The organism is Mycobacterium sp. E3339 (assembly GCF_001666915.1).
In the GTDB taxonomy this organism is placed as follows: Bacteria; Actinomycetota; Actinomycetes; order Mycobacteriales; family Mycobacteriaceae; genus Mycobacterium.
In genome coordinates, this window is the sequence record NZ_LZIZ01000183.1 from 1 (window position 1) to 24353 (window position 24353).

A 24353-nucleotide genomic window follows, 5' to 3' on the forward strand; every position below is an offset into this window, starting at 1 on the left:
GTCACGGCGGCCCTTTCGATCAGCGAGATTAGTGGCCGAGATTACCAGCGAGACAAAAATCTTAACTTTTCGTGGGTATTTGACTCACCACATCATTGGTCAATCGCCGGTAGCTTTGAAGGTATCCACCGCGCCAATTCGGTGTGGGAAAGGAGCGCAACATGGGTGGCTCAGAGCGTTCTGAATCATTCGGTACCCCCCGCGAGTCAGGTATGTCCAGCGGCGATGCTGCCGAATTAGAGGAACTACGCCGCGAGGCAGCGTTGCTGCGCGAGCAACTAGAGCATGCGGCCGGGGCGCAGGGTAGCGCCCGCTCCGCGCGCGACGTGCATCAGCTCGAAGCCCGTATCGACTCGCTTGCGGCCCGCAACTCGAAGTTGATGGAGACGCTCAAAGAGGCGCGCCAGCAACTGCTCGCGTTGCGGGAGGAAGTCGACCGGCTCGGGCAGCCGCCGAGTGGCTATGGCGTCTTGCTGGCCGCGCACGAGGATGACACGGTCGACGTGTTCACCTCGGGTCGCAAGATGCGCTTGACCTGCTCGCCCAACATCGACGCGTCGTCGCTGCGTAAGGGTCAGACGGTTCGTCTCAACGAGGCGCTGACCGTTGTCGAGGCCGGCACGTTCGAATCCGTCGGCGAGATCTCGACGTTGCGCGAACTGCTTGCGGATGGACATCGGGCGCTGGTCGTCGGTCACGCCGACGAGGAACGCATCGTCTGGCTCGCGGAGCCACTGGTGGCTGAGGACCTGCCGGAGGGTCACCCCGACGCTCTCAATGACGACACCAGGCCGCGCAAGTTGCGGCCTGGCGATTCTCTGCTGGTCGACACCAAGGCCGGCTACGCGTTCGAGCGAATTCCCAAGGCCGAGGTCGAGGATCTGGTGCTCGAGGAGGTGCCCGACGTCAGCTACTCCGACATCGGTGGCCTGACTCGCCAGATCGAGCAGATCCGCGACGCCGTGGAGCTGCCCTTCCTGCACAAGGAGCTGTACCGGGAGTACGCGCTGCGCCCGCCCAAGGGTGTGTTGCTGTACGGCCCGCCCGGCTGCGGGAAGACGTTGATCGCCAAGGCGGTGGCGAACTCGCTGGCCAAGAAGATGGCCGAGGTGCGCGGCGACGACGCGCGCGAGGCGAAGTCCTACTTCCTCAACATCAAAGGCCCCGAACTGCTGAACAAGTTCGTCGGCGAGACCGAGCGGCACATCCGGCTGATCTTCCAGCGGGCGCGCGAAAAGGCGTCCGAAGGAACGCCGGTGATCGTGTTCTTCGACGAGATGGACTCGATCTTCCGCACCCGCGGCACGGGTGTCTCCTCGGACGTCGAGACCACGGTCGTCCCGCAGCTACTCAGCGAGATCGACGGCGTCGAGGGGCTGGAGAACGTCATCGTGATCGGCGCCTCCAACCGTGAGGACATGATCGACCCGGCGATCCTGCGGCCCGGCCGTCTGGACGTGAAGATCAAGATCGAACGGCCGGATGCCGAAGCGGCGCAAGACATCTTCTCGAAGTACCTGGTCGAGTCGCTGCCGGTGCACGCCGATGACCTCGCCGAGTTCGGAGGCGACCGGTCGGCCTGCATCCGGGCGATGATCGAGAAGGTCGTCGAGCGGATGTACGCCGAGATCGACGACAACCGGTTCCTGGAGGTCACCTACGCCAACGGTGACAAGGAAGTCATGTACTTCAAGGACTTCAACTCCGGGGCGATGATCCAGAACGTCGTCGACCGCGCGAAGAAGAACGCGATCAAGTCGGTGCTGGAGACCGGGCAACCGGGTCTGCGCATCCAGCATCTGCTCGACTCGATCGTCGACGAGTTCGCCGAGAACGAGGACCTGCCCAACACCACCAACCCCGATGACTGGGCGCGGATTTCGGGCAAGAAGGGCGAGCGGATCGTCTACATCCGCACCCTGGTCACCGGCAAGAGCTCGAGCGCATCGCGGGCCATCGACACCGAGTCCAACCTCGGCCAGTACCTGTAGGCGCTCAAGCCGCGTCGCGACACTTAAACCACGCACACGACACGCCGAGGCGGATGTGCGTGGTTTGAGTTTCGACGGCTTCGGCCGTCAGTCGGTCACCAGCGAGTAGCTGTTGGTCAGGTTGTCCTGCAGCACCTGGGCCGCCCGGGCCCTGGTGTCCACGCGCAACTCTTCGGTGAGCACTCGCGGCTGGTAGGTCCACCCCGCCGGCAGGTCGAGTCGGTCGGCGAGCCGCGGTAGGTCGGCTTGCGACAGGTTGGGGTCGGCGACCTGGCTGAAGGTCTGCATCACCCAGTGCTGTCCCTGCGGGTCGATGAGCTCGTAGACCTGTTCGCCGGCGTTGAAGACGAAGACCGTGTGGCGATTGACCTTGTTCGGGATGTACGGCGCGGGATTCATCGAAGACAACAGGACGGTGGCCTGCTGAATCATCTCGATGCCGCCGAAGTTCTTGGTCACCTGTGGCCCCTGGGCCTCTTTCTCGATCGCGTTCATCAGCCAGTACCGCGGGCCGTTGAGCAGCGCTGCGGCCACACCGTTTTCGGCGGCGATGGCGTGCGGGTCGAGCGCGGACCACAGGTCGGCCGGGCAGTCGTTCAGCGGGAAGCTGTTGTAGACCGTGGCCTGCGGGCCGGCCTCGCCGGCGGTGACCAGCAGCACCTCCCCGTAGCGCTTTCCTGCCAGGTCGAGTGCGTGTTTACCGACGGCGCGGTCGGATTCGGGGGCGGACACACGGTGAAATTAGTCACTGCCACCGGTGCCGTCAACAGCACGCGCGGTCAGCGCGACGGCGCCGCGGTAGCGGTTGCGGGCGACCAGGGTGGTGTGCAGGTCTTCGATCAGGGGGTCCAGGAAGGTGCTGCGGTACTCGGCGTCGCCGGCCGCGCGGGCGCTGATGTACATGAAGGTCAGCGCGCCGAGGAAAAGACTCATGTGCACCAGTGAATCCGGAACCGGCAGCGTGAATCCCAGCACGGTCGCGGTGCTCTTGTAGGTGTGGGTCCATTCGTTGAGCAGTTCGGGGCTCAGCACGATCAAGCCGAGGATCAGGTAGATCGCGGCGGTCACCACCGCCACCACCAGGATCTGCGCCAGCTGCGAGGCGGCCAGCACGAACACCACGTTGAGGCGTTCCGTCTTCTTCAGCGGCGCGGAATCTCCGGCGTCGGGCAAGCCCGCGAAAGGCGTGCCGGCGAGGTGTTCCTTTTCCTCGGGCAGCGCCGCCGTCGACTTCAGCATCGGCCGGACCCGCTCGACGGTGGCCGAGACGACGAAGGCCGCCGCGATGGAGACCAGGAACGCCATCGCCAGCCCCAGCCGGTTCCCGCTGATCGTCGCGGCCATCAGCCAGACGTAGGTGTTGAAGAACACCAACGCGGTCAGCAACACGACCGGCAACGCCCGAACCGCCAGCGCGCCGACCATGGTGAAGTGCGACAGCATCATGCGCATCGCCCAACCGACCACCGAGCCGATGCCGAAGCCGGTCAGGATTAGCACGACGAGGAGCACGGCCGCCTGCTGCGGCAGTTGCGCGGCGTCGCCCGTCGCCACCCCGACGCCGGCGACCACCAGAACCGACGCCGTCGCCAGAGCGGCCCGCGTCCGCCCGCTTCGTGACCGGGACACCAGCCAGCCGACCAGCACCATCAGCGGGAGGCTGAGACCGACGATCACCAGCACGATCAGCTCGGAAGTTGTTGGCGTTCCGGTGATTTCGATGTCATGGCCGCCGGTGATCAGATATACCGGCAGCACGCAGGCCTGCAACGTCGCGTATGCCGCCAGCATGGGCGCCGAACGTGGCCAGAGGCGTCGCCAGCGAGCGCGGCGGGTGAGCACCGACGGCAAACCCCGCTGCAGGAACCAGCTTTCAGCCGCACCGCTGGCCGCACCTCGGCGGCGCGGCGTGCGGCGCAGAGTTAGCTCCATGCCGGCTCACCCTACGGCGGGCGGCCCACCCGCGCTGGTCGTTTGCCCGCCACACCTCGCCCCGTCCCCCTCGCCGCTTCGCGCCTGGGCGGTTCCCCCAGCGCGGGCCGCATCGTCGGCGGGCCTAGCCCCGACTGCCCGCCTTGCCCTCTCGCCGCTTCGCGGCGGGGCGGTGCCCCCACCTCGCCCCGCCGCGCGGGCCGCATCGTCGGCGGGCCTACGCTTAGGTCATGCAACGGATTATCGGGACGGAGGTCGAGTACGGCATTTCATCACCGTCGGACCCGACGGCCAACCCGATCCTCACCTCGACTCAGGCGGTCCTGGCCTACGCCGCCGCCGCCGGCATCCAGCGCGCGAAACGCACCCGCTGGGACTACGAGGTGGAGTCCCCGCTGCGGGACGCCCGCGGTTTCGATCTGAGCCGTTCGGCCGGGCCGCCGCCGGTGGTCGACGCGGACGAGGTCGGCGCCGCCAACATGATCTTGACCAACGGGGCCCGGCTCTACGTCGACCACGCCCACCCCGAATATTCGGCGCCCGAATGCACCGACCCGCTGGACGCGGTGATCTGGGACAAGGCCGGCGAGCGCGTCATGGAGGCCGCCGCCAGGCATGTCGCCAGCGTGCCGGGGGCGGCCAAACTGCAGCTCTACAAGAACAACGTCGACGGCAAGGGCGCCTCCTACGGCGCGCACGAAAACTACCTGATGTCGCGGCAGACGCCGTTTTCGTCGATCATCGCGGGGTTGACCCCCTTTCTGGTGTCCCGGCAGGTGGTGACCGGCTCGGGCCGGGTCGGCATCGGCCCCTCCGGGGACGAGCCCGGCTTCCAGCTGTCCCAGCGCTCCGACTACATCGAGGTCGAGGTCGGGCTGGAGACCACCCTCAAGCGCGGCATCATCAACACCCGCGACGAACCGCACGCCGACGCCGACCGATACCGCCGGCTGCACGTCATCATCGGCGACGCCAACCTCGCCGAGACGTCGACCTACCTGAAATTGGGCACCACCGCGCTGGTGCTGGACCTGATCGAAGTCGGCCCCGAACACGGGATCGACCTGAGCGACCTGGTGCTGGCCCGGCCGGTGCACGCGGTCCACGCGATCAGCCGCGATCCGTCGTTGCGGACCGCCGTGGCCCTGGCCGACGGCCGGGAATTGACGGGCCTTGCGCTACAACGGATTTACCTGGACCGGGTGGCGAAGCTGGTCGACAGCCGCGACCCCGACGCCCGCGCGGCCGACATCGTTCAGACGTGGGCGCACGTGCTCGACCAACTCGAGCGGGACCCGATGGAATGCGCCGAGGTGCTCGACTGGCCCGCCAAGCTGCGCCTGCTCGAGGGCTTCCGGCAGCGGGAGAACCTGAGCTGGTCGGCCCCCCGGCTGCACCTCGTCGACCTGCAGTATTCCGATGTCCGGCTGGACAAGGGCCTCTACAACCGGCTGGTCGCGCGCGGCTCGATGAAGCGCCTGGTCACCGAACATCAGGTGCTCGACGCCGTGGACAACCCGCCGACCGATACGCGGGCCTACTTCCGCGGTGAGTGCCTGCGCCGGTTCGGCGCCGACATCGCCGCGGCCAGCTGGGACTCCGTGATCTTCGACCTGGGCGGTGATTCGCTGGTCCGGATCCCGACGCTCGAGCCGCTGCGGGGCAGCAAGGCGCACGTCGGGGCCCTGCTGGACTCGGTGGACAGCGCCGCCGAACTGGTGGAACAACTCACCAGCTAGGCCTGTTAGGCCGGGGAACGTCGGGGTTGACCGGTAGGGTAGGGAGATAACAGCGAGCAGCGTGGCTTACTAAGCAAGCAGCGGCTGAACAAGTTCAGATGAAGCAGGAGGCCGGCGATGGCTCAGGAGCAGACCAAGCGTGGCGGTGGTGGTGGCGACGACGACGACTTCGCCGACAGCACGGCCGCGGGCCAGGAGCGCCGCGAGAAGCTAGCCGAGGACACCGACGATCTGCTCGACGAGATCGATGACGTCCTCGAAGAGAACGCCGAAGACTTCGTCCGGGCATACGTCCAAAAGGGCGGACAGTGACCTGGCCCTTCTCCGATCGCCTGTCCACAAACTCAGCACTTCCGGGCTCGGCCCTTTCCCGAAATCCCACCGTCGACCTGTCGTCGTTTGCCGACTTCCTGCGCCGCCAGGCGCCGGAGCTGCTGCCGGTGAGCCTGGGCGGCGGCGCGCACTCCGCCGGGGCCGGCTCGCAACTGCCGCACGGCACCACGATCGTTGCCCTGAAATATCCCGGCGGCGTCGTCATCGCGGGGGACCGGCGCTCGACCCAGGGCAACATGATCGCCGGGCGCGACGTGAAGAAGGTGTACGTCACCGATGACTACACCGCCACGGGCATCGCCGGCACCGCCGCGATCGCCGTCGAGTTCGCCCGCCTCTACGCGGTGGAACTGGAGCACTACGAAAAGCTCGAGGGCGTGCCACTCACCTTCGCCGGAAAGGTCAACCGGCTGGCGATCATGGTGCGCGGAAACCTCGCCGCCGCGATGCAGGGCCTGGTGGCCCTGCCGCTGCTGGCGGGTTACGACATCGACGCACCCGACCCCGAAGGCGCCGGCCGGATCGTCTCGTTCGACGCCGCCGGCGGCTGGAACATCGAAGAAGAGGGCTACCAGTCGGTGGGCTCGGGCTCGATCTTCGCCAAGTCGTCCATGAAGAAGCTCTACTCGCGGGTCGTCGATGCCGATTCCGCGGTGCGGGTGGCCGTCGAGGCGCTCTACGACGCCGCCGATGACGACTCGGCCACCGGCGGACCCGACTTGGTTCGCGGCATCTACCCGACGGCGGTCACCATCGGTGCCGAGGGGGCGGCCGAGGTGCCCGAAAGCCGGATCGCCGAACTGGCCCGCGAAGTCATCGAAAGTCGTTCCCGCGCGGACACATTCGGCCCCGACGGCGGTGAGAAGTGAGCTTTCCTTATTTCATCTCGCCCGAGCAGGCGATGCGCGAGCGCAGCGAGCTCGCCCGCAAGGGCATCGCGCGCGGCAAGAGCGTGGTGGCGCTGGTCTACGCCGGTGGTGTGCTCTTTGTCGCGGAGAACCCGTCGCGCTCCCTGCAGAAGATCAGCGAGCTCTACGATCGCGTGGGTTTCGCGGCCGCGGGCAAGTTTAACGAGTTCGACAACCTGCGCCGCGGCGGGATCCAGTTCGCCGACACCCGCGGTTACGCCTACGACCGCCGCGACGTCACGGGCCGTCAGCTGGCCAACGTCTACGCCCAGACCCTGGGCACCATCTTCACCGAGCAGGCCAAGCCCTACGAGGTGGAGCTGTGCGTCGCCGAGGTCGCGCACTACGGCGAGACGAAACCGCCTGAGCTCTATCGCATTACCTACGACGGCTCGATAGCCGACGAACCCCATTTCGTGGTGATGGGTGGTACCACCGAGCCGATCACCACCGCGCTCAAGGAGTCCTACGCCGAGAACGCCGACCTGCGTGACGCGACGCGGATCGCGGTGAAGGCGCTGCGGGCCGGCAGCGCCGAGGGTTCTGGCGGCGATCAGCCATCCCCTGACGTGGGCAGCCTGGAGGTCGCCATTCTGGACGTCAACCGGCCGCGGCGGGCGTTCCGCCGGATCAACCGGGCGACCCTGGAAAGCCTGTTGCAAGAGGGGGATTCGAAGCAGGCGGAATCCGACGGCGAAACGCCCGGTTCCAACGGCGACTCCGCGGGCTGAATCGGGCCCGCACCGCGCCCCGGCCCGCGTTCGCTATCAGCTGAACGCCCAGGGCAGACCGGGTCGGCACGTGGCGGTTCTGGGGCCGCTGGTGCCCACGATGCTGGTGAGCCGTCCGGGTGTCGCGCCGGATCCCTGCCCGCGCGGCCCGTCGGGCGGTCGCCCAAAACTCGTGCGGACCCGTAGGCGCGGCTTCCGCACCCTCGCGGTCAGACAACCAGTACCCTCGATTACGTGCAGCGGCGAATCATGGGCATCGAGACCGAGTTCGGTGTCACCTGCACGTTCCACGGCCATCGCCGCCTGTCTCCGGACGAGGTCGCTCGCTACCTGTTCCGTCGGGTGGTGTCGTGGGGCCGCAGCTCCAACGTTTTCCTGCGCAACGGCGCCCGCCTGTATCTCGACGTGGGCAGCCACCCCGAGTACGCGACGGCCGAGTGCGACAGCCTGGTGCAGCTGGTCACCCACGACCGGGCCGGCGAATGGGTGCTCGAAGACCTGCTGATCGACGCGGAGCAGCGCCTCGCCGACGAGGGCATCGGCGGCGACATCTACCTGTTCAAGAACAACACCGACTCCGCCGGCAACTCGTATGGCTGCCATGAGAACTACCTGATCGTGCGCGCCGGCGAGTTCTCCCGGATCTCCGACGTGCTGCTGCCGTTCCTGGTCACCCGCCAGCTCATCTGCGGGGCGGGCAAGGTGCTGCAGACCCCTAAGGCGGCGACGTTCTGCCTGTCCCAACGGGCCGAGCACATCTGGGAGGGCGTCTCCTCGGCCACCACCCGGAGCCGGCCCATCATCAACACCCGCGACGAGCCGCACGCCGACGCCGAGAAGTACCGGCGGCTGCACGTGATCGTGGGCGACTCCAACATGTGCGAGACCACCACGATGCTCAAGGTGGGCACCGCGGCGCTGGTGCTGGAGATGATCGAGGCGGGCGTTCCCTTCCGCGACTTCTCGCTGGACAACCCCATCCGCGCCATCCGGGAGGTCAGCCACGACATCACCGGCAGGCGGCCGGTGCGGTTGGCGGGCGGGCGTCAGGCCAGCGCCCTGGACATCCAGCGCGAGTACTACAGCCGCGCCGTCGAACACCTGCAGACCCGCGAGCCGAACGCCCAGATCGAGCAGGTCGTCGACCTGTGGGGTCGCCAGCTCGACGCCGTCGAGAGCCAGGACTTCGCCAAGGTGGACACCGAAATCGACTGGGTGATCAAGCGCAAGCTGTTCCAGCGCTACCAGGACCGCTACGACATGGAGCTGTCCGACCCGAAGATCGCCCAGCTGGACCTGGCCTACCACGACATCAAACGCGGGCGCGGCGTCTTCGACCTGCTGCAGCGCAAGGGCCTGGCGGCGCGCGTCACCACCGACGAGGAGATTGCGGAGGCGGTCGACCACCCGCCACAAACCACCCGCGCGCGGCTGCGTGGCGAATTCATCAGCGCCGCCCAGGCCGCGGGCCGCGACTTCACCGTCGACTGGGTGCACCTCAAGCTCAACGACCAGGCCCAGCGGACGGTGCTGTGCAAGGACCCATTCCGGGCGGTCGACGAGCGGGTCAAGCGGCTGATCGCCAGCATGTAGCCGCAGCCGCGAACGTGATATCGCGTGCGCTCGACTCGCCGACCGGTGCAGGCGCGCGGCGCGTGGCGGTTATAACCTGGTGCGAATGGCGACCTCCAAAGTCGAGCGGTTGGTCAATCTCGTCATCGCCCTGCTGTCCACCCGCGGTTACATCAGCGCGGAGAAGATCCGGTCCAGCGTGGCGGGTTATTCGGATAGCCCCAGCGCCGAGGCGTTCTCGCGCATGTTCGAGCGTGACAAGAACGAGTTGCGCGATCTCGGGATCCCGCTGGAGGTGGGCAGGGCGTCGGCCATGGACCCCGCCGAGGGGTATCGCATCAACCGGGACGCCTACTCGCTGCCCGCGGTCGAGCTCACTGCGGACGAGGCGGCCGCGGTCGCCGTCGCGACGCAACTGTGGGAATCGCCCGAACTGATCACCGCCACCCAGGGCGCGTTGCTCAAGCTGCGCGCCGCCGGGGTGGACGTCGACCCTGACGCGCCGGTGGCCATCGCCTCGCCGGCCGGCGTGCCGGGGCTGCGCGGTTCAGAGGAGGTGCTTGGAATCCTGTTGTCGGCCATCGATTCTCGCCAGGCGGTGCAGTTCCCGCACCGGCCGTCGCGCGCCGAGCCGTACAGCATGCGCACGGTGGAGCCGTGGGGCGTGGTCACCGAGAAGGGCCGCTGGTATCTGGTGGGCCACGACCGCGACCGCGGCGCCACCCGTACGTTCCGGCTGTCGCGGATCGGCGCGGAGGTCACGCCGATCGGCCAGCCCGGGGCCGTCGTCGTGCCCGAGGACGTGGACCTGCGCCAGATTGTGGCCCGGACGGTGGCCGAGACCCCGACCGGCGGACATGCGCGGGTGTGGGTCGCCGACGGGCGGGCCACCGCGCTGCGCCGGGCCGGGACGTCCGCCGGCGCGCGACAGCTGGGCGGCCGCGACGGCGAGGTGATCGACCTCGACATCAAATCGAGCGACGGGCTGGCGCGCGAGATCGCCGGCTACGGGGCTGACGCCGTCGTGCTCGAGCCACAGTCCCTGCGCGACGACGTGCTCACGCGGCTGCGTGCCCAGGCGGGGGTCTCGGCATGACTCGCGCCGGCGACGATGCAGTGGGGGCACCCCCAGCCGCGCAGCGGCGAGGGGGACGGAGCGATGAGGTGGGGGCACCTCCCGCTTGCGGGGGAGAGTGGCGCCCATGACCCCCGTGTCCACCCGCCTCATCCGGCTGCTCAACATGGTGCCGTACTTCCAGGCCAACCCGCGGGTCACCCGGTCCAAGGCGGCCGCCGACCTCGGGGTGTCGGCCAAGCAACTGGAGGAGGACCTCAACCAGCTGTGGATGTGCGGCCTGCCCGGCTACTACCCGGGCGACCTGATCGACTTCCAGTTCGCCGGCGACACCATCGAGGTGACCTTCTCCGCCGGCATCGACCGGCCCCTGAAGCTCACCTCGCCCGAGGCCACCGGGCTGCTGGTGGCGCTGCGGGCGCTGGCCGACATCCCCGGCGTCGTCGATCCCGAAGCGGCGCGCAGTGCGATCGCCAAGATCGAGGCGGCCGCCGGCGCCGTCGGGCAGGACATCGCGGCGACGGCCGTCGACGAGCCCGCGCCCGTCGAGAGCCACGCGGCGGCCGCGGTGCGCACGGCGGTGCAGCACAAACACGCGCTGTCCATTGACTACTACTCCGCTTCCCATGACACCCTGACCAGCCGGATCGTCGACCCCATCCGGGTGCTGCTGATCGGCGGCCACAGCTACCTGGAGGCCTGGTCACGCGACGCCGAAGGGGTGCGGCTGTTCCGCTTCGACCGGATCGTCGACGCCGCCGAGCTGGACGAGCCGGCGGCCCCGCCCGAACTGGCCGTGCACGCGCCGCCGGACACCTCGCTCTTCGACGGCGACCCGGCATTGCCGTCGGCCAAGCTGCGCGTCGCGCCGTCGGCGTCGTGGATGTTCGAGTACTACCCGATGCGCGAGGTCAACGAGTTGCCGGACGGTTCCTGCGAGGCGGTGATGACCTACGCCTCCGAGGACTGGATGACCCGCCTGGTGCTGGGCTTCGGGGCGGACGTGCGGGTGCTTGAACCGGAATCACTGGCAACACGTGTCCGGGATGCCGCGGCCGCGGCGTGCGAGTCCTATCAGGCGCTTACCCGCTGAGGCCACGGCGCGGGCGGCCCGGTGTATCGCCGGGCTGCGGTAGCATCGGGTAGACGTCTGGAGGTAATCAAAGTGGGCAGTCTTAGTCCGTGGCACTGGGCCATCCTCGCCGTGGTGGTGATCCTGCTTTTCGGTGCCAAGAAGCTCCCCGATGCAGCACGTTCGTTGGGCAAGTCGATGCGCATCTTCAAGTCCGAGCTGCGCGAAATGCAGACCGAGAACAAGTCCGAAGCGCCTTCCATCGAGACCCCTCAGCCCGTTCAGTCGCAGCGGGTGGAGCCGCCGACGGCCACCGAGCAGGGGCACACCGAAGCACGCCCGGCATAGCCGCCGTCATCGTCGCGGTGCCCGAACGCCACTGAACGAGCGTCGTGAAAGTTTTCAAGGTTTCTGCGCGCACTGCCGGCGTCCTGAAGCGCCTAAACCCGCGTAACAGGCGCAGCCGAACCAATCCCGACGCGACGATGTCGCTCGTCGATCACCTGACCGAACTGCGCACCCGGTTGCTGCTCTCGCTGGCCGCCATCCTGGTCACCACGATCTTCGGGTTCTTCTGGTACTCGCATTCCCTCTTCGGCCTGGAGAGCCTGGGCGAGTGGCTGCGCCATCCGTACTGTTCGCTGCCGCAGTCGGCGCGCGCGAGCATCAGCGCCGACGGTCAATGCCGGCTGCTGGCGACGGCGCCGTTCGACCAGTTCATGTTGCGGCTCAAGGTCGGGTTGACCGCCGGGGTGGTGCTGGCCTGTCCGGTGTGGTTCTACGAGCTGTGGGCGTTCATCACGCCGGGGCTGTACCAGAAGGAGCGCCGCTTCGCGGTCGGGTTCGTGGTCCCCGCGGCGGTGCTGTTCGTCGCGGGCGCGGTGCTGGCGTACTTCGTGCTGTCCAAGGCGCTGGGTTTCCTGCTGACCGTGGGCAGCGACGTGCAGGTGACCGCGCTGTCGGGGGACCGGTACTTCGGCTTCTTGATCAACCTGTTGGTGGTGTTCGGAGTCAGCTTCGAATTTCCGCTGCTGATCGTCATGCTCAACATGACCGGCGTGCTCACCTATGAGCGGCTGAAGTCGTGGCGGCGCGGCCTGATCTTCGGGATGTTCGTGTTCGCCGCGGTTTTCACCCCGGGGTCCGACCCGTTTTCGATGACCGCCCTGGGCGTGGCGTTGTCGGTGCTCCTCGAGTTCGCCATCCAGATCGCCCGCCTGCACGACCGGCGCAAGGCCAAGCGCGAAGCGCAAACCGCGATTCCCGATGACCAGGCATCGGCCATCGAGCCGCCCACACCGATACAGGAGTCGGTCCCCGAGCCGTCGTTCACCGCCGGCCAGCACGACGATGTCACCTGAGCCCTCGGTGCCGCAGGACCTGGCGGAGCTCGCCGAGCTGACCCGGTTCACCGCCGAATTGCCCTTCGCGCTCGACGGCTTCCAGCGGCGGGCGTGCGCCGCGCTGGAACGCGGCCACGGCGTGCTGGTCTGCGCGCCGACCGGCGCCGGCAAGACGGTGGTGGGGGAATTCGCCGTGCACCTGGCGCTGGCCGCCGGCGGCAAGTGCTTCTACACCACGCCGCTCAAGGCGCTGAGCAATCAGAAGCACACCGACCTGACCGCGCGCTACGGTCGCGACCGGATCGGCCTGCTGACCGGTGACATGTCGGTGAACGCCGACGCCCCCGTGGTGGTGATGACCACCGAGGTGCTGCGCAACATGCTCTACGCCAATTCTCCTGCGCTGCAAGGACTTTCCTACGTCGTGATGGACGAGGTGCATTTCCTGGCCGACCGGATGCGCGGCCCGGTGTGGGAGGAAGTGATCCTGCACCTGCCCGACGAGGTGCGGGTGGTCAGCCTGTCGGCCACGGTGAGCAACGCCGAGGAGTTCGGCGGCTGGATCCAGACGGTGCGCGGCGATACCACCGTGGTGGTCGACGAGCACCGGCCGGTGCCGTTGTGGCAGCACGTATTGGTGGGCAAGCGGCTGTTCGACCTCTTCGACTACCGCAGCTCGGAGGGCGGCGGGCAGCCGGTCGCCGGCCAGGAGTCACGCGTCAGCCCGGACCTGGTGCGCCACATCGCGCACCGCCGGGAGGCGGACCGGATGTCGGACTGGCAGCCGCGGCGTGGGCGCGGCGGACGCGGTGCGCCCGGCCGGCCGCGGTTCTACCGGCCACCCGGGCGGGCGGACGTGATCGCGACGCTGGACTCCGAGGGGCTGCTGCCGGCGATCACGTTCGTGTTCTCCCGCGCCGGCTGCGACGCCGCCGTCCAGCAGTGCCTGCGCTCGCCGCTGCGGTTGACCACCGAGGAGGAGCGGGCGCAGATCGCCGAGGTGATCGAGCACCGGTGCGGCGATCTCGCCGACGCCGACCTGGCGGTGCTCGGTTACTACGAGTGGCGGGAGGGGCTGCTGCGCGGCCTGGCCGCCCACCACGCCGGGATGTTGCCGGTGTTCCGGCACACCGTCGAGGAGCTGTTCACCGCCGGCCTGGTCAAGGCGGTGTTCGCCACCGAGACCCTGGCGCTCGGCATCAACATGCCCGCCCGCACGGTGGTGCTCGAGCGGCTGGTCAAATTCAACGGCGAGCAGCACATGCCGCTGACGCCGGGGGAGTACACGCAGCTGACCGGCCGCGCCGGGCGGCGCGGCATCGACGTCGAGGGCCACGCGGTGGTGCTGTGGAATCCCGCCGACGAGAACACCGAGCCGGTAGCGGTGGCGGGCCTGGCCTCCACCCGCACCTTCCCGCTGCGCAGCTCGTTCGCCCCGTCGTACAACATGACGATCAACCTGGTGCAGCAGATGGGTCCCGAGCAGGCGCACCGGCTGCTGGAGCAGTCGTTCGCGCAGTACCAGGCCGACCGCTCCGTGGTCGGCCTGGTGCGCGGAATCGAACGCGGCAACGCGATGCTCGCCGAGATCGCCGGCGAGCTCGGCGGCCCGCAGGCGCCGATCCTCGACTACGCCCGGCTGCGGGCGCGCATCTCGGAGATGGAACGCGCGCAGTCCCGCGCCTCGCGGCTGCAGCGGCGCCAGGCGGCCAGCGACGCGCTGGCCGCGCTGCGGCGTGGCGACATCATCAACATCACCCACGGCCGGCGCGGCGGGCTGGCGGTGGTGCTGGAATCGGCCCGCGACGGCGAGGACCCGCGCCCGCTGGTCCTTACCGAAAACCGTTGGGCGGGGCGGATTTCGACGGCCGACTATCCGGGAGCGTCGGCCCCGGTCGGTTCCATGCCGCTGCCCAAGCGGGTCGAGCACCGGCAGCCGCGGGTCCGACGAGACCTGGCGTCGGCGTTGCGGTCGGTGGCCGCCGGGCTCGCGATTCCGGCCAGGCGCCGCGGCGGGCGCGGCGACCAGGACGACGGATTTCACAACCCCGAACTGGCGTCGCTGCGCGACGAGCTGCGTCGGCACCCGTCGCACAACAGCCCCGGCCTCGAAGCCCAGGTGCGGCAGGCCGAGCGGTACCTGCGGATCGAACGCGACAACGCGCAGTTGGAGAAAAAGGTTGCCGCCGCGACCAATTCGCTGGCGCGGACCTTCGACCGGATTGTCGGGCTGCTCACCGAGCGCGGTTTCATCCGAGGCCCGGACACCGATCCCCGCGTCACCGACGACGGGCGCCTGCTCGCCCGCATCTACAGCGAAAGCGACCTCCTGGTCGCCGAATGCCTGCGCACGGGCGCCTGGGCGGACCTGAAGCCACCCGAGTTGGCGGCGGTGGTCTCGGCGGTGCTTTACGAGAGCAGGGGAGGTGAGGGCCCGCGGGCGGCGTTCGCCGCCGAGGCGCCCACCCAGCGCGTGCGGCAGGCGCTGCAGCAAACCGCTCGGCTGTCGTACGCGCTGCGCGGCGACGAGCAGACGCACCGGATCGCGCCCAGTCGGGAGCCAGACGACGGTTTCGTCAACGTCATCTACCGCTGGGCCAAATCCGGCGACCTGGCGGCGGCCCTGGCAGCCGTGGACCCGGCGGGCACCGGCTCGCCGCTGTTGGCGGGCGATTTCGTGCGTTGGTGTCGCCAGGTGCTCGACCTGTTGGACCAGGTCCGCAACGCGGCCCCGGACGCTGAGCTGAGGGCCACCGCCAAGCGCGCGATCAATGACGTTCGGCGCGGCGTCGTCGCTGTTGACGCCGGGTAGGCTGAGCCGAAGCTACCGTAGATCCAACAAATCACGACGCCGATAGTTCGTGCCGAGACATAAGGGGCTGAGGAGAGACGATGAGCGGACCGCAGGGACCGGACCAGCAGTGGCAACCGCCCGGCCAAGGTAGCGATCAGTCCTCCGAACCGACCCAGGTCGGTTCGCCGTGGCAGCAGCAGCCGGGCCAGGAGGCCACCTGGCAGGCTCCGGCGTACACGCCGCCCGCCGAGTACCCGCAATACCAGCAGCCGGCCGAACAGGCCTACCCGCAGCAATACCCGCAGCAGCCCGGCTACGGCCAGCCTCAGCAGTACGCGCAGCCGGGCCAGTACGGTCAGCCGGGGCAGTATGGCCAGCCGGGGCAGTATGGCCAGCCGGGTCAGTACGCGCAGCCGGGCCAGTACGGGCAGCCCGGGCAGTATGGCCAGCCGGGTCAGTACGGCCAGCCCGGCCAGTACCCGCAGCAGTACCCGCCGTATGACCAACAACCGGCGAAAAAGCGCTCGGTAGGGCTGATCGCCGGCGTGGGCGGGGCGATCGCCTTCCTGCTCATCGCGGTCGTGCTGGTGCTCGGCTTCTGGCAGCCCGGGTTCTTCGTCACCACCAAGCTGGACGTTAATAAGGCGCAGGCCGGTGTCCAGCAAGTCCTGTCCGACGAGACGAACGGCTACGGCGCCAAGAACGTCAAAGACGTCAAGTGCAACCACGGCCAGAACCCCACCGTCAAGAAGGGCGCCACTTTTGACTGCGACGTCAGCATCGACGGCGCCGCCAAGCACGTGACGGTGACCTTCCAGGACAATAAGGGCACTTACGAGGTCGGCCGGCCGCAGTAGCCGGTCACCCGGGCAGGGCGTCGAGCGCTCTCTGCAGCCGGGTTATCGAGGACCCGACGCCCAGTTCGGTCGCTAACTTGGCGGTGCGGCCCGGGTCGTCGGCCGCCAGCGGCAGCGCGTCGGTCGGGGTCGACAGGCTGACGGGAGCGTCGGTGGCGACCCGCACCACCTTCCCGGCGGCCTCGATGTAGTCGGTCGCCCCCAGCAGTTTCGAGCGCAGGCCCTTGGCCATCTTCGATTTCGGGTCGCGGGCGGCCGCCAGGATCTCTTCCAGCGACCCGTGCTGGGCCAGCAGGGTCGCCGCCGTCTTCTCCCCGACGCCCGGCACGCCCGGCAGGCCGTCGGACGGATCGCCCCGCATCAGGGCGAATTCGGCGTAGGCCGGTCCGGCCCGATGCTTCGGCACGCCGTAATGTTCGGCGACCTCCGCCGGTCCGAAAAGGGTGGCCTTGGTCAGGCCGCGGCCCAGGTAGAGCACCCGGACCGGGACGGGGTCGTCGGCGACGACCTGCAGCAGGTCGCGGTCTCCGCTGACCACCACCACGGGGTCGCGGCGTTCGCGGGCGGCCAGCGTGCCGAGCACATCGTCGGCCTCGAACCCTTCGGCGCCCGCCGTCGGGATGCCGAAGGCATCCAGCAGTTCCATGATCATGTCGATTTGCGGGGTCAGGTCGTCGGGGACCTCTTCGACGTCGGGTTCGCCCTCGGGCTCTTCCTCCGCCACCCGATGGGCCTTGTACGACGGGACGAGGTCCACCCGGAATTGCGGCCGCCAGTCCAGGTCCAGGCAGACCACCAGCCGGCTGGGGCGTTGCTTGGTGATCACGACCGCCATCGAATCGATGAATCCGCGTACGGCGTTGACGGGCCGGCCATCGGGGGCGGTGATCGACGACGGCACCCCGAAGTAGGACCGGAACCACATGCTGGCCCCGTCGAGCAGCAGTAGCGGCGATCGCATGTCGGTCATCGTCTCACGTCGCCCAACGTCGACTTCTTGTCGTCCGCTCAGTCAATTCGGCGCGTCAAGTCGACGTTCGCCGGACCGGTTAGCCTGGCTGCCATGGAATCTCATCGGTTCGACGCGGGCGTGTACGCCCGACGGCTGGCGGCGGCGGCGGCCGCGACCGCCGAGGCGGGGCTGTCGGGGCTGGTGATCACCCCGGGGTACGACTTGCGCTACCTTGTCGGGTCGCGCGCCCAGACGCTCGAGCGGTTCACCGCGCTGGTGCTGCCCGCGTCCGGAGACCCGACGGTGGTGGTGCCGCGACTGGAGCTGGCCTCGCTCAAGGGGTCGGCCATCGCGGAATTGGGGCTGGTGGTGCGGGATTGGGTGGACGGCGACGACCCCTACCGGTTGGTGGGTGCGGTGTTCGGCGCCGGCCCGGCCGCGACCGCCGTCACCGACTCGATGCCCGCGTTGCACCTGCTGCCACTCGCGGATGCGCTGGGCGCGCTGCCGGTGCTGGCGACCGACGTGATGCGCGGGCTGCGGATGGCCAAGGAGGAATGCGAGATCGATGCGCTGCGCAAGGCCGGTGCGGCCATCGACCGCGTGCACGCCCGAGTGCCGGAGTTTCTGGCTCCCGGGCGGACCGAGGCCGACGTAGCTGCCGATATCGCGGAAGCGATTGTGGCCGAAGGGCATTCGGAGGTGGCGTTCATCATCGTCGGCTCCGGCCCGCACGGCGCTGACCCGCACCACGGCTACTCGGACCGCGAACTGCAAGTCGGTGACATCGTCGTCGTCGATATCGGCGGCGCCTACGAGCCCGGATATCACTCCGACTCGACGCGCACCTACAGCATCGGCGAGCCGAAACCCGAAGTAGCGCAGCAGTATTCCGTGTTACAGCGGGCGCAGCGGGCGGCCGTCGACGCCGTCCGTCCCGGAGTCACCGCCGAGCAGGTCGACGCCGCCGCACGCGGGGTGCTGGCCAAGGCGGGGCTTGCGGACGTTTTCGTACACCGCACCGGACACGGCATCGGACTCTCGGTGCACGAGGAGCCCTACATCGTCGCGGGCAACGACCTGCCGCTGGCCACCGGCATGGCCTTCTCAATCGAGCCTGGCATCTACTTCCCGGGCCAATGGGGCGCGCGTATCGAGGACATCGTCGTCGTGACCGAGGACGGCGCGCTGCCGGTCAACAACCGGCCGCACGACCTGATCGTGGTGCCCGTGCCGTAGCAGTCGAGGCCCACCGGCGCGTACGTTGGGGCTTGATGTCACTTCTGGATTTGACTCTCCTGCCGATCCGCATCGCACGCCACATCGCCGACACGTTGGTCCATCCGGCCGCGACGGCACCCGCACCACCGGCCGAGCTCGTCGTGGTCGACGGCATGCCCGAGGGGGCGCCAGCGGCGGCGCTGCGGCCAGAGCCGCGACTACCGGTGCCGTCGGGATGGCCGTTCGGGGAAGACTTTCCGCGCACGTGCGGCGCCGGCCGCCTGGCCGGCGGTGCCCTGTTTTGGACCGACTTCCTGTACGACGACCACGGCGCGACCGGCCTGCCGATCGGTGATCTGAAAGTGCAGGCGCCGCCGCGCGGCACCTACATCTATCCCGATGGTCCGGCGGCCCGCAACGGCGCCGACATCTTCCGCGTCGCGATCGGGCTCACCGCCACCGACACCTGGTGGCGGGTCGACTGGAACACCCTGCTGGACGCGTCGGTCCCCATCGCGCTGTTCACCCTCGACACCGACCCCGCTCGCGCCGCGCCGGAGCAGTGGCCCGCCGGGGCCGGGGTGCGCTCGGCCGGCATCGACATGGCCCTGCTGGTTTCGGGCAATGGCGCCGCGCTGATCGACCTGACCACCCGGTCCACGACGCCAGTGCAGCACAGCGTCGACATGGAATCGCGAACGTTTCTGGCGCAAGTGCCCCGGACCCTGCTCGAGCCGCACGGCACGTGGACGGTGCGGCTCGCAGCAGGGCTCTCGAACGCGGCGGGCGACGGGTTCGCCGACGTGCCCGCCGAGCATGGCGCGCTGCCCGGGCAACCGAACGTGTACAACGTGGCGTTCCGCACCAACGAGCAAGAGCCGCCGCACCTGAACTTCTGGTCGGACGCCGCGCAGGCCGGCGCCTTGACCGCCGGCGACGTCTCGAAGTTCGCCGTGACGGTGCAGTGGGATCGGCTGGCGGCCGGCGAGACCGAGTCCGAGCCGGTGATCACCGGCCCGTCGACTCGGTGGTATGTGTCCTCGGTCGAGCTGGGCCAGGGTGTGGCCGCCGACGATATCTTGAGCACCAAGCCGCAATTCCTCGGTCGGGTGCAGCCGTATTCGGTGTGCCTGCCCTCGAGTTTCAAGCCGGGCCAACCCTTGCCGTTGACTCTGCTGTTGCACTCGCTCGCGTTGGGGCAGAGCCAGTTCGCCGCGATCGACCCGCACCTGCTGCACCAAGTGTGCGAGGGCCGGAACTCAGTCGTCGTCACGCCGCTGGCCCGGGGCCCGTCGACGTGGTACTTCGACACCGGAGAGCTCGACGTCTGGGAAGTGTGGGCGCGCGTCGCCGAGCAACTGGGCACCGACCCCAACCGCACCGTGATTTCGGGCTACTCGATGGGCGGATATGCGGCCTACAAGCTGGGATTGACCTACCCGCAAGTGTTTTCGCAAGCCCTCGTGCTCGCAGGTCCGCCGACGTGCGGGGTACGGCTGCTCCCCGACATCGACATCCCGGCCGACCTCGACCCGCAATCGCCCTGTGCCCGCGAGGGCGACACATGGAAGCTACTGGTGAACGCCCGCTGGCTGCCCTACGTCATCGCGCACGGAATGGTCGACGAGCTGGTGCCGTTCGCGTCGGCCGCCGAGCAGGTGCTTGAACTCGACCGGCTGGGCTACCGGCACCGCTTTACGGTGTATCCGTTCGAGGATCACCTCGCGTGGGTGTTGCAGGACAAGTTCGAAGACCCGATTGCGCACATGGAAACCGGCTTGCGGCAAGTCGATCCGGGACACATCACGTTCGCGTGGCATCCGCAACTGGTTCGTGACGACCTGGGCATCGGGCCGCATCAGGTGTGGTGGTTGTCGGGCCTGACCGCGGACCCGGGGGTGACGGCGCGGCGCGGGGCGATCGCGGAAGTCGACGCACGCTCGTATGCGCGCCCCGATCCGACGCACACCGTGCGGCATCATCGCGGATTCCTCCTGAACTTCGACCCAACCCCAGGGGTGTACAGCGAATTGGACTGGCGGCCAGGCCCACCCGTGTCTCCGCTGCCGTACCTCACGCTGCGGCTCACCGGCGTCGCCGGAATCGCGGTTGATCTCCAGCGCGCCGGATTGGCCGCGTTGCCGAAGTCGACGATCGCGGTCGCCACCGATACCGCAGTGCGGATCACGCTGAGTGGCCTGCCTAGCGGGGTCAGCATTCAACTCGATGGTGAGCCGGCTGAACCGACCCTCGCGGTATCGGCCGGGCGGCACCGGATCGCCCTAGTTGCTCGGGCTGTTGATGAATGAGTTGTGGCAGCTCTATGGCCGCGGCTAGCTTGGCAAAGCCAGCATTGGGTGAATAGCGCCTGCGCGCGGTCTCGGCAAGAATTTCGCGCGTGGCTCCGCTGTCCGTCGACCCCGAGGCGATGTACGCCGCGGGTAGCGCTGTGGACGCAATAGCCGAGGGCTTGGCGGCAGCATTGGGACCGCTGACCGCAGGTTTCGGTATCAACAGTGGCCAGGATGCTGCCGGTTTGATGTTCGGTTTGGGCTACCAGGCCGCGGCCGAGGCGTTGCTGCACGCGGCGGCGGCAGGCATCTCGGCGTGCAGGTACGTCGGGGCCAAAGTGCAACTTTGCGCCTCCAACTACTCGCGGGCCGACGCGGCGTCCAACATGGGCGGCGGCGGTCACGTGCTGCCCACGCCCGGCCAACCGCAGCAGTTCCCGACTCCGTCTAGACCTGTGACAGTGGGCCCCGGGGTAGCACAGCCGCTGCTGTGGGCAGTCGTAGAGGCGTTGGTTGACGATGTCTGGCCCAACGGCAACGGCGGCGGAATGCGCGCGGCCGCCGGATGTTGGCGAGGCTTCCGTGACGCGCTCCGCGGGGCGGGGCACGGGCTTAACGCTCCGAAGTCGGTGATCGGTGGACAGCAGGTTCCCGAAGCCGAGTTGGTGCAGCATGCCTTATCAAAACTGGCCAGCGAGTTGAACAAGTTGGCGGCTGGGTGCCATGAGTTGGCCGAAGCTTTGGACGGATTCGCGCACGAGGTGGAGAACGCCCAGCACAAGATATGCGATTTGTTGGGTCGCCTTGGGGCTCTGACCAATCTTGCCCATGACATCGTGTTGATCTTCGAAGGCGATGCGGCCGACGAGCTCGAAAAGATCGTGCGGGACATCAACGCCGTGCTGGACAACATGAAGCGGGAAGCGCAGGCCCGCGAACATGTCATCAAGACCGGAATGCAGATCATCGACGGTTTGGTCGGCGAGATGAAGACCTACATGCGCGGTCAGTTCGTCGAATTCCTGGGTGAAACCGTCGGCAAATTCGTGGCCGACGACTTCGATTACACCGCCGATGCGGGAACAGGTTTCTTCAAGGGCGCTGTGGGGACGGTGGAGGTCGGAGATCAGCTCGATCCGAGCCGATTCGTCTTCGATCTGAACGGAGCCGTGGCCAGTTGGTCAGCACTTGACCAAAGCGCAATGAAGTCCATCCCGGCGTATGCCCTTCTCGATCCCGAGGGCGCACTGAAGAACGACCTGGGGCTCGTGACAAGCCTTACCCACTGGGACGATTTGACCTCCGGCAGGCCCGGTGTGGGTGTCGGTGAAGGCATTTTCGACGGCGTGACGCTGCTTGTCGGTGGTGGCGCCGTGAAGGCTGGGTCGAAAGCAGCCGAAGGTGCCGCCGGTGGCGTCGAAGCGAGCCAAGGAATTACCGACAGCGAGCGGGTGGCGCAAGGCGCCGCCGGCGCGGCCACCGAATTGGATGGTGCCGGCAGTGCACTGGCTGACGTCGCGGCCAACGGCGGCGACCTTTCTAAAGGCCTCCAGAAGCTCGGGGAAGACCTGCCCACGGGCGATCCGCTCCCCGGTGGCAGCGCGGTGGGACTGCCGCCAGGGAAGTTGCCGGAGGTGCCGGTGGAGTCGGCGCCGGGGCCGAGTGGTGCGACGGCGGGCGCGCCTCACGAACCGGCTGAAACGGGTGCGACGCCGCCGGAGCCACCCCGGGGGATCGGCGATCGTCCCGCGCCGGAACCAGCTGGTGGTCCGCACGAGTCGACGCCAGGCGGAGGTCCACGCGAGCCGGCCTCGGCCCCGGTCGCCGCATCGCACGCTGCGGCCGCGCCCATCGCGGCGGGCGAGCGGATGGCGGCGGGGGTTGAGCATTCGCCGCTTCCGCTCTCGCCCGCAAGGAGTCCCGTCGAGTCGGCGCCTATGGCTTCACACTCGCCGCAATCAGCGCCGGCGGCGTCCCCGAGCGCGCCCCCGTCTGCCGCGCCCTCGCCTGCCGCGCCGTCGGCCGCCGCGCCGCATCTGGCGCCCCCGAACGGTCACCCAAGTGAGCTGCCCGCACCTGGCGGCGGCGTCGGTGGGCCCGGTGACGGCACCCATCCGGGCGGGCATCCTGATGGAAAGCCGCCGCACGACGGGCGACCCGACGGGCCTGACGACGGCAAGCCTGGTGATGATCGGAATGGCAAGTCGCCGGGGCACGAGGGTGGGCGGGACGGCCATGACGAGGGAAACCCTGTCAACGGGGACGGCGAGCATTCGGAGGCACTCAGTCCCGAGAAGCGAGATGAAATTCTCGCCATGCCGAAGGGCAGTCGTCCCGACCCTTCCGAATACCTGTCGCCTGACTATATCAAGAGTCACTTGCAGAAATTCAGCGACGGCGCTACGCGATTTATGCCGCAGAGCACCCTCGAGAAATATGGCATCGCTCAGCTTGACGGGACTTCCTTCGTAATGCCAAGGGATGAAGCTGATGCAATGCTTCAAGCAGCAAAAAATGATCCGCGAATCATGGAAAGAGAGCTTGGCCTTCCCGAGGGATTTCTTGACTCAAACGGTATCGTTCGAGTCGACATCGCTAACCCCGAAGAGTTCAACCTACGGATCCCTTCTGGCAACGAGGCTGGTGCGAATGAACAGTGGATACCCGGGGGAATCCTGCCGGATGGGGCGTCTGAGGCCGTAATAGACGGCGGGAGAATTCCGCCCGACGACTATACTGTGACGGATATCTTCGAGTAGACGGGATACCAATGAAATTTGACGATACATATTTCTCGCGAGAGGATCGATATTCCATCGGGATTGAATCGATGTCAGGCCGCTACTATGCGTCGATTCCTGTAAGCAACGGGCTCGTAGACTATGAAGAATATTACGAGCTTACACCTGAGCAGTATGAGCATTTTCTACACGACCGCGCCGCTGCAATCGAATTCATAGAATCTTGTCGTAAGCGAGAGCACGACGATTTACTTCTGCAAAGGCCTGGCAGTAACCGAGGAACTCCAGTTTAGTGATGTGGGTGTAGGCGAAATCTACTTACGCGATGCAAGCCGACGCGGATAAATAAAGCGCTGGCGGAAGCTAATCCTCGCCGCGGTCGAGCAAGCCCGACGATCCCAGCACCCGCTCGACCCGCACCTCGATGACCACCCGGCGCGGGTTCGGGCGTGGGGTGCGATAGCGCTGGGCGTACCGCAACTCCGCGTCGCGGACGGCATCCACGTCGGTGTTGACCTTCGATCGGCCCTCCAGCGACAACCACCGCGCGCCGTCGACCTGGCTGAGCACCGCCACCCCGCCCCGGTCGGCGTTCACCGCCTTCTGCGAGCCGCCGGTGGTGATGACCCGGGCGATGTGCGTCTTGGGGTCGAAGGTGAATCCCACCGCCACGACATGCGGTGAATTGTCGGCTCGCAGTGTGGTCAGCATGGCCAGATGCCGTTCGGACAGAAACGCCAGCGCATCGTCCGTGAGCCGCGTAGTGGTATTCGCCATCACCGCCCACGCTAGCGCAGGTCA

At 68.0% G+C, this 24353-nt stretch carries 20 protein-coding genes; 16 read left to right on the plus strand and 4 right to left on the minus strand.

All coding sequences use genetic code 11. From position 1 onward, the window contains the following. Nucleotides 1-161: 161 nt before the first annotated feature. On the plus strand, nt 162-1991 hold the full coding sequence (arc, locus tag A5702_RS16635) for a proteasome ATPase (RefSeq protein WP_067815957.1): 1830 nt from the start codon (nt 162-164) through the stop codon (nt 1989-1991). Nucleotides 1992-2078: 87 nt separating this feature from the next. On the opposite strand, the gene A5702_RS16640 is transcribed toward arc, so the two are convergent. Both A5702_RS16640 and A5702_RS16645 read right to left on the minus strand, forming a co-directional pair. After that, nucleotides 2079-2723, minus strand: a complete 645-nt coding sequence (locus tag A5702_RS16640; protein WP_068222022.1) for a hypothetical protein — start codon at nt 2721-2723, stop codon at nt 2079-2081. Between the two features lie 9 nt (nt 2724-2732). Continuing rightward, the gene (locus tag A5702_RS16645; RefSeq protein WP_082956093.1) at nt 2733-3923 is read right to left on the minus strand and encodes a hypothetical protein; all 1191 of its coding nucleotides are present in this window, start codon (nt 3921-3923) and stop codon (nt 2733-2735) included. A 230-nt stretch (nt 3924-4153) separates the two neighbouring features. Between A5702_RS16645 and dop the strand changes: the two genes are divergently transcribed. From dop to A5702_RS16700, 11 genes are all read left to right on the plus strand, one after another. After that, nucleotides 4154-5662 carry a pup deamidase/depupylase gene (gene dop / locus A5702_RS16650; RefSeq protein ID WP_068222026.1) on the plus strand — a complete coding sequence of 503 codons (1509 nt, stop codon included), beginning with the start codon at nt 4154-4156 and terminating at the stop codon, nt 5660-5662. Nucleotides 5663-5779: 117 nt separating this feature from the next. Beyond that, nucleotides 5780-5974, plus strand: a complete 195-nt coding sequence (locus A5702_RS16655) for a ubiquitin-like protein Pup (protein WP_007170369.1) — start codon at nt 5780-5782, stop codon at nt 5972-5974. Beyond that, nucleotides 5971-6864, plus strand: coding sequence for a proteasome subunit beta (prcB, locus tag A5702_RS16660; protein ID WP_068222028.1), 894 nt, complete (start codon nt 5971-5973; stop codon nt 6862-6864). Before A5702_RS16655 ends, prcB begins: the two co-directional genes overlap by 4 nt. After that, nucleotides 6861-7634, plus strand: a complete 774-nt coding sequence (gene prcA, locus A5702_RS16665) for a proteasome subunit alpha (RefSeq protein ID WP_055399392.1) — start codon at nt 6861-6863, stop codon at nt 7632-7634. The genes prcB and prcA overlap by 4 nt, the downstream gene beginning before the upstream one ends. A gap of 234 nt (nt 7635-7868) precedes the next feature. Continuing rightward, nucleotides 7869-9227: a Pup--protein ligase gene (pafA, locus tag A5702_RS16670; protein WP_156349405.1), complete on the plus strand. Its 1359-nt coding sequence runs from the start codon at nt 7869-7871 to the stop codon at nt 9225-9227. An 85-nt stretch (nt 9228-9312) separates the two neighbouring features. After that, nucleotides 9313-10302: a YafY family protein gene (locus A5702_RS16675; RefSeq protein ID WP_068222030.1), complete on the plus strand. Its 990-nt coding sequence runs from the start codon at nt 9313-9315 to the stop codon at nt 10300-10302. A 106-nt stretch (nt 10303-10408) separates the two neighbouring features. Continuing rightward, the gene (locus A5702_RS16680) at nt 10409-11374 is read left to right on the plus strand and encodes a YafY family protein (protein ID WP_068222032.1); all 966 of its coding nucleotides are present in this window, start codon (nt 10409-10411) and stop codon (nt 11372-11374) included. Between the two features lie 72 nt (nt 11375-11446). Continuing rightward, entirely contained in the window at nt 11447-11701 is a 255-nt protein-coding gene (gene tatA / locus A5702_RS16685; protein ID WP_055399400.1) for a Sec-independent protein translocase subunit TatA, read from the plus strand. Between the two features lie 44 nt (nt 11702-11745). Beyond that, nucleotides 11746-12714 carry a twin-arginine translocase subunit TatC gene (gene tatC / locus A5702_RS16690; protein ID WP_156669657.1) on the plus strand — a complete coding sequence of 323 codons (969 nt, stop codon included), beginning with the start codon at nt 11746-11748 and terminating at the stop codon, nt 12712-12714. A 19-nt stretch (nt 12715-12733) separates the two neighbouring features. Continuing rightward, the gene (locus A5702_RS16695) at nt 12734-15508 is read left to right on the plus strand and encodes an RNA helicase (RefSeq protein ID WP_068222063.1); all 2775 of its coding nucleotides are present in this window, start codon (nt 12734-12736) and stop codon (nt 15506-15508) included. An 80-nt stretch (nt 15509-15588) separates the two neighbouring features. Beyond that, on the plus strand, nt 15589-16347 hold the full coding sequence (locus tag A5702_RS16700) for a DUF4333 domain-containing protein (RefSeq protein WP_067815892.1): 759 nt from the start codon (nt 15589-15591) through the stop codon (nt 16345-16347). 4 nt (nt 16348-16351) lie between these two features. Here the strand turns inward: A5702_RS16700 and A5702_RS16705 are convergent, their stop codons facing one another. Further along, the gene (locus A5702_RS16705; protein WP_067815950.1) at nt 16352-17308 is read right to left on the minus strand and encodes a 5'-3' exonuclease; all 957 of its coding nucleotides are present in this window, start codon (nt 17306-17308) and stop codon (nt 16352-16354) included. Nucleotides 17309-17410: 102 nt separating this feature from the next. Here A5702_RS16705 and A5702_RS16710 point away from each other — a divergent pair, with 102 nt between their 5' ends. From A5702_RS16710 to A5702_RS25800, 4 genes are all read left to right on the plus strand, one after another. Further along, nucleotides 17411-18538 carry a Xaa-Pro peptidase family protein gene (locus tag A5702_RS16710; RefSeq protein ID WP_068222035.1) on the plus strand — a complete coding sequence of 376 codons (1128 nt, stop codon included), beginning with the start codon at nt 17411-17413 and terminating at the stop codon, nt 18536-18538. Between the two features lie 35 nt (nt 18539-18573). Continuing rightward, nucleotides 18574-20829 carry an alpha/beta hydrolase-fold protein gene (locus tag A5702_RS16715; protein ID WP_068222037.1) on the plus strand — a complete coding sequence of 752 codons (2256 nt, stop codon included), beginning with the start codon at nt 18574-18576 and terminating at the stop codon, nt 20827-20829. Between the two features lie 89 nt (nt 20830-20918). Continuing rightward, nucleotides 20919-23570: a hypothetical protein gene (locus tag A5702_RS16720; protein ID WP_068222038.1), complete on the plus strand. Its 2652-nt coding sequence runs from the start codon at nt 20919-20921 to the stop codon at nt 23568-23570. 11 nt (nt 23571-23581) lie between these two features. Beyond that, nucleotides 23582-23845: a hypothetical protein gene (locus A5702_RS25800; RefSeq protein ID WP_082956094.1), complete on the plus strand. Its 264-nt coding sequence runs from the start codon at nt 23582-23584 to the stop codon at nt 23843-23845. Between the two features lie 70 nt (nt 23846-23915). Here A5702_RS25800 and A5702_RS16725 read toward each other — a convergent pair whose 3' ends face one another. Beyond that, complete coding sequence (locus A5702_RS16725; protein ID WP_055399415.1) at nt 23916-24329, minus strand: F420-dependent biliverdin reductase; 414 nt, start codon at nt 24327-24329, stop codon at nt 23916-23918. Nucleotides 24330-24353 lie beyond the last annotated feature (24 nt).